Origin of the sequence: Candidatus Methanocrinis alkalitolerans (genome assembly GCF_029167205.1) — an archaeon.
Lineage (GTDB): Archaea > Halobacteriota > Methanosarcinia > Methanotrichales > Methanotrichaceae > Methanocrinis > Methanocrinis alkalitolerans.
Genome location: NZ_JARFPL010000062.1, coordinates 1 through 7329, shown reverse-complemented (window position 1 = coordinate 7329; position 7329 = coordinate 1). Strand labels below are relative to the sequence as shown.

Below are 7329 nucleotides of genomic sequence, written 5' to 3'. Positions count from 1 at the left end.
ACCCAATCGGCCAGCGTCTCGATCCGTTTGGGCTTCGTTTTAGCCTCAAGCTCGGACAGCCTTCTCTCAATAGCGGCCCGGCCTGTCACGTCTAGCCTCCTTATTTTTTGCTACGTCTTCTTCGAGTACAGCAAGCCTCTTTTCTACGTCGGAAAGTTTTTCTAGCTCCCAGCCCTTTAGCCATGTCATTAGAAGCTGGTTGATCTTTCCAGCATGTTCTATCTGACTTTGTTCTCGGAAAATGTCGGAGATCACCCGCTGGGTGATCCGCCTCACGTCTGCGGGCGTTTTGAGGGTCACGCCTCGCGTTTTGAAATTATTATTCTTGGTCATATATCAACACCACGTAATGAAATTGAACACCAGCCCCCGGGGGGGGTCAGTCATCCTCGTCGGGGTTATCGCCTGGAAGAGGCCAGGGCCTCGGTGGTCGCCGGGGGATCAAGAGTAACGCCACCAGCAGCAGATTCAGCGCCGAGAGGATGGCCGACCCGATCAAGAGGAAGAGAAGAAGGTCGCCCTTCATCGCAGCCCCTCCTCGTCGTCGTAGAGCCTGGCGATCTCGTCGGCGAGGCTCGCCAGGTCCTCCCTGATGGACTCCACCCTTTCCCAAAGCCGTTCTAAATCCGCCTTCGACATGCTCACCGCCGCCAATTGTACCCCGTGTTTCGCTCGCCGCTCGCATCGCTCGATAAATCGCCCCGACGGTCCCGTCGGCCAATGGACTTATCATGATAACAACTCCAGCAACAGGCGCCCCACCCACACACCCATAGACCGCCGCGGCCCAAAGGACGGCCACACCTCGCACAACGCCGGCCCCCCGGGACGACGGGGAGATCTACCTCGTCGCCCTCATCGCCGCCACGGGGAGGGAGGGACCCATCAGCAAAATTGAAGAGATCGGCCTGTCTCACAGGACCACCCCCGCGACCCTCAGCAGTCCCATCGCTATATCGGCCCGGTCCCGGTCCCATCCCTGGTTATCCATAAGGACCTTGATCGAAAGCCCGCCGGTCTGCCTCTGAAGGTCTCGATAATAGGCATGGGTCAGTCCGAAGACCCGGCCCTCCTCGATATCGTCCTTTTTTGGCGCCGAACGTTCGGCGGGGAGATAGCGCCGGAGGCCGTCCTTGATGTAATAGTCACATCCGAGACTATCCAGCAACGCCACGGCCTCGGCGGTGAACTTATGCCAGTCGATTTCATCCGCCCGCTTATCGTGGTTCCATCTACCGACCTTGAAATGGTCTACGAACTTGTGAGATCGCCGGATAAGCTCCAGGGTCTCCTCAGGCTCGATCACCGGCTCCAAGCTCGCCCAGGTCTCGATACCTCTCTTGTGGGCCTCCTCCAAGGCTCTCAGCCTGTCGTCGGGCAACGCCGCCCCAGGTTCCCAGGTCTTCGACTTTTCCGGGTCGATGAAGGTCAGAGTACACGCGAAGAGATCCCCCGGCCGATAGAGGTCGAAGTCCCGCGCCGCCTTCGTCCCGCCTTTCGTCAGGACTTGGAAGTTGACCTTTGACTTGTGGAATAGCTCCAGGACCGCCCGCGTGTCGTCCTCGCCCCTCGTCAGGTCGCAGGGATCGCCGACGAAAGACAGATGAACCGGCCCCTTCTCCCCCGCCGCGTCCATATCCTGAAGATCGGCCCCGATAGCATCCAGGGAGGATTTATTAACCCGGTCCGATGGGTTCCCGTTGAACAGGTCCTTATTATAGCAATAGACGCACCCATGCCCACAGCCCCGGTAAAGATTCAACGCGTATTTTGCGTATTCGGCCGCCGCGCCTTTGGGGCGATAAATCGCCCTCAGCTTCAGCCTCTCCCCCTCGTCGCCCTTCGGCTCTGGAGGTTTCCGTACCTTTCCGGGGGTTTCCGGTGAGGTTTCCGTAGTGGGAACCGCTAACGGGCTCGGGCTTTCCGGGGTTTCCGTAGTTTTTCCGGGAATTGTATTAGGAGAAATATCTTTTCTATCCTTCCCCACATCCCCCCGTAGGGGTGGTATACTATCCTCCCCCTCCCTTGTTTTTTCTACGGAAACCCCGGAAACCTCTTTATTGTTATCGGTATCATCTACGGAAACCACTACGGAAACCCTACGGAAAGCCCCGGAAACCTCGCCCCCGTTATCGGTTTCCAGTTTTATCAGGGATTTGTAGCCCTGTAACCTGAAACTCGGAGCAAGGTAGTAGATGAATTGAGTAACCGTCTTTCGTTTTGATTCCCGTGTTTCAGGGTCATAGTCATAGACCCACGAATCAGACTCTTGCTCCCTGGTTATAGGGGCTTTACTCATCAAACCGTGGCGTTTTTGTTCCCCTTTGCCCCTGCCTTTAAGGATCTCATCGATCCGGGAATTCTGGAGACCCGTTTTGCGGCATAGATCGGACATCGATGCCTTGAAACCGAGATCTATCAGCGCCTCTAGGACCCTCAGCTCTGCATCTGTAAACTTGATATCTGAATGGCCCTCTGTCGCGTCGAAGATCGCCTTCGCATCGAAAAAGTCCTTCTCAGTCGCCAGGACTCGGCCCCGGTCGTCCTTCTCTCGGACCCGATACCTGTAAACGGCCAATGACTTTGTGAGGTCGCTAATCACGTTGTAGCTTCGCACATCAAGCCCCGGACTCGTTATCAGCCTCTCGGCGAAGGGTATAACGACATCGAATAGATGTGAGTCCAGGTCCTCGAAGATCGCCCTACATACCGCCGTCTTTCGCTCCTCATCGGCCGGATCGAAGAGTAACCCCGCGTCTTTCCGCTTTCGAAAATCTATCACGGCTTGTTTATGTTCCGGCGAGGAGTCGGCATCTATCGACCATATCCGGCTCCTAAGTTGCTCGTCCTGTTGGCGGTCAACGCACGTCGTATAAAATGCCATTCTCGGCTTAGTTGTAAACTTCTTTACAACTTTACCGTCCTTCGAATCTACAACAGATCGATGGGTGGCGCCGGTTTGAAACCCTGTTGTGCATCGCTTTTGGACCGCTCCGAAGGTTTCAGTATACGTTATGTCGTCGATGGAGACCGCCGCCCCCGCTGGCATGTTCTCAGCATCATAGTATAGGGTCATATTCGACATGGACCCCATCATAACCAGCCTTGGGGGGAGGAGGTCAACCGCCACCTCCACGCTGTGAGATTTTCCGGCCTCTCTCGGCCCGTTGATTTGGATATGAATCCCCGAAGTACTAACGCACCTTTGAGCCCCGAAGCCGCCGAGAAGAGCTTTACCTACCTTCGCATCCCCTAGGTGGCGGGATTGCCAAACGTCGTATAGGTGCTCAAAAGCCAGCCCCGCCGAGAGGATCTTATCTGCCTCTTTTATCACGTCGGGATCTGTCGCCGGCCCCCCGCCCCCCTCCTCCTCGGCTCTGGCCTTCTCATCAGCCTGTCGCCGCTCCTCCAGCCTTCGCACGTCGCCCCGGATCTGGTCCCATAGATCTGGGTCGATCCCCATCTTTTCGGGGAGCTTCTCCCATTTTCGGTTATCAAACCAGATCGGCTTATCGGAGATCTGAGCGGGCTTGAACGTCCCGCCGCTCACTTCGACGAACCAATTTTCCTTCTTACACGATACCCGGAGCCTCTCTCCGCCAGGGAGATCGGCGACATACGCGCCCCTCTCCACCCTGACATCGCCGGCGGATCGTTCCCCCCGGCCCCGGTCCTTCTCGGACGATCTCGCCGCGCTTATCGCTTTCCAGATGGTCCCTTCCTTGTACGTGTCGTCCCGTTCCCGCCACTTCGTTTGTGGAGAGGAGTCCATCAGCCTCCATATCTCATCGAAGTTGAACCCCTCCTCCCACAGCCGCGCGCAGAGATGGAATTCATGATCCGATCTATTCCCCACCGCCGCCGGCGAGTAGAACCGATCTTTAAATTTTGGATCTGCTTCAAGCAAGGCTTGGAACCTCTCGGCCAGATCCTCGCCGACCTCGCCCCCCTCGTCGTGGGGGGTGGACTCCTTCTTCCCCTCCGGCCAGATCCGACGGTGGAGTTCATCCAGGGCCTCGTCGAAGTCCAAAAGATCGAAAGCCGATCCATCCAGCCTGTGACCTGTGCAGGTCAGATACCGGCCGGAGTTGTAAACTTCGATATTGCCTCTTTTCCGCCCCTCTCTCCTCAGCTTTCCTAACCCAAAGACCCGGACGCCGGTCCCGCTCGGCGAGACCTCGGCATATCCGCCCAGCTCGTCGATGATCGCCAAAGCCCAGGGCTCGATTTTCCCGTCCTGGACGCAATGATCCAAGTCCACCCCGGCCAGTTTGGGCATAGCGTTGAGGGAGATACCTATACCGTCAAAGTCGCCCCCCTGGTAGGCCTGGAGGGCCGTCGAGAAGTCGGTCCAGTTCTTCGGGGCGCCCTCGTCGATCTTCACGCCGTCCACGTTGACCGGCGGCTTGGTCCATTTTCCGTTTCGGATCTCATATCTCCACAGAAGCCAGCCGGGAACCGACTTCAAAGCCTGTGGGATATGTCGCGGCCGGACCTCCAGGGCCTCCGGTCTCGGAGGAGTCACCATGTAAACGCCGCCTCCCTGAAGATCCCCTCAAGCTCCGACCGGACCGGCTCAAAGGCAATCGGATGCTCAACCACCCACTCGCCCCACTGTCGGACCCCGCGCCGTTGGAACCATACTCCGTGTTTGTGGAGCCAGTCGGTTACGTCGTCGATGGGAACGTCGGCGAATAATGCGATCCGATAGGACCACAACCGACACCCCCGGCGGTGGATTGACTTGATAGTCCTAATCATTTTAAGGTCCATCTCGTCCATCGGTCACTACCACCCCTGCGCAGCTATCCTCTTCGCTTCAAGCTGATCCTGCATCTCGATATCCGACTGATTGAATATCTCGGGATACTCGTCCCGGAACGGTGGAACGTAAGACGGTTCCGCGTCATCATCGCACGTCACCCACGCTGTAAAATCGGATAGCCGAGCCGCGCACAGCCCCCGCAGCGAACGTTCCCGCCCCCACCCCATTATAAAGGAGATACGGTCAAGCGTAACCGCCTTTTTATACGCCGTCGCCGTCCCGCACGACGACTCTGCCAGGGGGTCACCGCAAAACTCGAAAATCTCCACCCAGAAGTTGAACGGCTCCGGGTGGGGGTGGAGGCTGATCATATAGGAGAAGTCGCCCTCCCCATCTGGTGTCGCCCCCATCAACCTTTTGCCGCTTCGCAGATCCGCTGGAGAGATCCCGCAATCTGCCAAATGGTCTATGGTTTCATCGAGGTCCCGGGCAACAGGAAGAAGCCATTTAGCAATCTCGTGGGTCCCGTCCCAGTCATTGAACAGAGGCAGACCCGCACCCGCGCTGAAGTAGTCCAAGACCTTCGCGGATATCGGGGACCTGGAAACGTTTCCACCTTCTGCCTCCCCGCGGTATTTGTTAACCATTGCATGGGAGACGCCCGCGAGCTTCGCCAGTTCTCGATTTGATAGCTTCGCCCATTCAGGATCAGATAGCAGAGACAGAACCGCCCGCCGTTTATCATCTATCGATCTTCGCAAACCATGCTTAGCGTTAGCAGAGATCGAGAAAAGGAGAGCATCCCGACGAGATCCGATCTTAAGATCTACGTCGATCTCTTCAAGCCCTGCTTTTTGGGCCGCAAAATACCGATGCCAGCCGTCAGCAAGCCACTTCTTCGCGCCGTCGTCGAATACGATGATAGGCGGGAACGTCTCGCTCGAATTCATTTCTTCGGCGTACTCGTCTATCGTGGCCTGATCAATCGTTGTCCTGGGTTGAAGCTCTGGGTCCAGGGTGATCGATGACAAAGAAAGTTTAGCCATCACCACCACCCGCAAGCTCGGCTACAGTCTCGGTGCATCGGTCCCTCGTCAGTATCCACCATCGTATCACAGTAGCGAAAACCGTTTCCGCAGTATGAACAAATTTCAGGCCTCCCGCAGCTGTCGTCCGTCTCGTGGTCGCAGGATTCGCATCGGTCGATCATCATTCTGACCTCCGAAAAGTCCGAACCCGATAGGGCCTGCCAGTGTCATCCACCCGGATGGTCGCGATTCGTTGCCCGAGGAGAGGTTCTAGCATCTCCGCCATTTCTGGGGGCAGGATGACCTTCATCGCCCCGATCGTCGCGACGACGGCGCCACCTTCGTGATCGATGGCATGGATGGTGCCGACGACTTCCTCCCACGGGGCCAAAATGATCGGTGGCTTTTCGCGCAAATCTGTCAATCTGACCCTGGGGGCCGCAATGTTTTTAATCTCATAAGTTGAATTCAATTCTGGATACCTCCCAAGGTGTCCGATTGTCTTCGCCGCGCTGGGTTCCCGGCCCCGCGGCCGCTTTTCCTATTTCACTCATAAAACTTTCTCCACTTTTACGCCGTCCTCTTTCCATCCTCGATACATGTACTCTCTCATGATTTCCGCTATCGTCTGCTGCCTCTCCTCTGACAGACGGCCAAGAGTAGCCCTCTCCTCTTCCTTTAAAAGTATACTAATGTTATCCGTATACCTTTTGAGCCTAGGTCTTGCCATGATTAGATCTAGGCGAGAGAGTATTTTAATCTTTCCCATGTTATACTTCTTGTAAAATCCTTTATATACTATTACAACAAGTATCTATTGGCGGTGGTCATTACGGATAAGGTAGAAGAATATATTAATTTCACATTCAAAAACCCGATTGATCGCGAGATCATAACCCATCTTTACCGAGGATATTTTACGCTCTCCCCCAGAACCCGGACGGCCTCGGCGATCTTCAGCCAGATATCCCCGTGCAAACGCTCCACCTTCGATAAACGACTGGAAGTACTCAGAAGCCCACGGATGAACGCCATAACGAGAAGAACCGCCGAACCTTCGGAGCTGGACCCATCAAGATGGGATAAGATCATTCGAGGAGAGCCCGTCCCCCCGGCCCCTCGCCACCGGCTCCCTTTCCTCTACTTCATCCACCACGATTTGACGGAGAGGTTAAAAGATGTTGAAGGCTTCGCTGCCATGGTAAACTGGGCCAGGGATGCCAGAAAGAGAGGCGTTCTGGAACCAGACGATCAGTACTTCAACGACGCCGCTATAATCGAAAGGTTCCTGGACAGGGAGGAGAGAGGGATCTTCGTCCCCGGCCCTCTCGTCCCGCCGAAGAAGTGACCGCCCCATCTCCACCGCCGCCGGAAGGGTGGAGAGCCCGGACCCTTTCACCCCGGTTTAATTCTATGATATTATCCAGGTTTGGATGTGAGATATCATAGAACCACCGGGGAGAACCTGGTGGTCGTAGGAAAAGGTCGAAATATCCACCAAAACGGCCCCACCAGCACGACCACCGGGTTCTCCGG

The 7329-nt window shown here is 56.1% G+C and carries 10 protein-coding genes; 2 read left to right on the top strand and 8 right to left on the bottom strand.

Annotation, left to right across the window (positions count from 1 at the left end; translation table 11 throughout):
* Positions 1–66: 66 nt before the first annotated feature.
* From P0O24_RS12000 to P0O24_RS11985, 4 genes are all read right to left on the bottom strand, one after another.
* A complete protein-coding gene (locus P0O24_RS12000; protein ID WP_316969994.1) occupies positions 67–333 on the bottom strand; it encodes a hypothetical protein in 267 nt (88 codons plus the stop codon).
* A 46-nt stretch (positions 334–379) separates the two neighbouring features.
* A complete protein-coding gene (locus tag P0O24_RS11995) occupies positions 380–526 on the bottom strand; it encodes a hypothetical protein (protein ID WP_316969993.1) in 147 nt (48 codons plus the stop codon).
* Positions 523–654, bottom strand: a complete 132-nt coding sequence (locus tag P0O24_RS11990) for a hypothetical protein (protein ID WP_316969992.1) — start codon at positions 652–654, stop codon at positions 523–525. The genes P0O24_RS11995 and P0O24_RS11990 overlap by 4 nt, the downstream gene beginning before the upstream one ends.
* 259 nt (positions 655–913) lie before the next feature.
* Entirely contained in the window at positions 914–3907 is a 2994-nt protein-coding gene (locus P0O24_RS11985; RefSeq protein WP_316969991.1) for a radical SAM protein, read from the bottom strand.
* A gap of 3 nt (positions 3908–3910) precedes the next feature.
* On the opposite strand from P0O24_RS11985, the gene P0O24_RS11980 reads away from it, so the two are divergent.
* Positions 3911–4141, top strand: a complete 231-nt coding sequence (locus P0O24_RS11980; RefSeq protein WP_316969990.1) for a hypothetical protein — start codon at positions 3911–3913, stop codon at positions 4139–4141.
* A gap of 380 nt (positions 4142–4521) precedes the next feature.
* On the opposite strand, the gene P0O24_RS11975 is transcribed toward P0O24_RS11980, so the two are convergent.
* The 4 genes from P0O24_RS11975 to P0O24_RS11960 form a co-directional block, all read right to left on the bottom strand.
* Positions 4522–4719, bottom strand: a complete 198-nt coding sequence (locus P0O24_RS11975) for a hypothetical protein (protein ID WP_316969989.1) — start codon at positions 4717–4719, stop codon at positions 4522–4524.
* Positions 4720–4788: 69 nt separating this feature from the next.
* Positions 4789–5811 carry a ParB/RepB/Spo0J family partition protein gene (locus P0O24_RS11970; RefSeq protein WP_316969988.1) on the bottom strand — a complete coding sequence of 341 codons (1023 nt, stop codon included), beginning with the start codon at positions 5809–5811 and terminating at the stop codon, positions 4789–4791.
* A 163-nt stretch (positions 5812–5974) separates the two neighbouring features.
* Positions 5975–6184 carry a hypothetical protein gene (locus P0O24_RS11965; protein ID WP_316969987.1) on the bottom strand — a complete coding sequence of 70 codons (210 nt, stop codon included), beginning with the start codon at positions 6182–6184 and terminating at the stop codon, positions 5975–5977.
* 159 nt (positions 6185–6343) lie between these two features.
* A complete protein-coding gene (locus P0O24_RS11960) occupies positions 6344–6523 on the bottom strand; it encodes a hypothetical protein (RefSeq protein ID WP_316969986.1) in 180 nt (59 codons plus the stop codon).
* Positions 6524–6817: 294 nt separating this feature from the next.
* On the opposite strand from P0O24_RS11960, the gene P0O24_RS11955 reads away from it, so the two are divergent.
* Positions 6818–7141 carry a hypothetical protein gene (locus P0O24_RS11955; RefSeq protein WP_316969985.1) on the top strand — a complete coding sequence of 108 codons (324 nt, stop codon included), beginning with the start codon at positions 6818–6820 and terminating at the stop codon, positions 7139–7141.
* Positions 7142–7329 lie beyond the last annotated feature (188 nt).

What these genes read in the sequence shown, in the direction of transcription:
- P0O24_RS11960 (WP_316969986.1), bottom strand. Translation starts at nt 6,523, where the DNA reads ATGGCAAGACCTAGGCTCAAAAGGTATACGGATAACATTAGTATACTT.
- P0O24_RS11970 (WP_316969988.1), bottom strand. Translation starts at nt 5,811, where the DNA reads ATGGCTAAACTTTCTTTGTCATCGATCACCCTGGACCCAGAGCTTCAA.
- P0O24_RS12000 (WP_316969994.1), bottom strand. Translation starts at nt 333, where the DNA reads ATGACCAAGAATAATAATTTCAAAACGCGAGGCGTGACCCTCAAAACG.
- P0O24_RS11955 (WP_316969985.1), top strand. Translation starts at nt 6,818, where the DNA reads ATGAACGCCATAACGAGAAGAACCGCCGAACCTTCGGAGCTGGACCCA.
- P0O24_RS11995 (WP_316969993.1), bottom strand. Translation starts at nt 526, where the DNA reads ATGAAGGGCGACCTTCTTCTCTTCCTCTTGATCGGGTCGGCCATCCTC.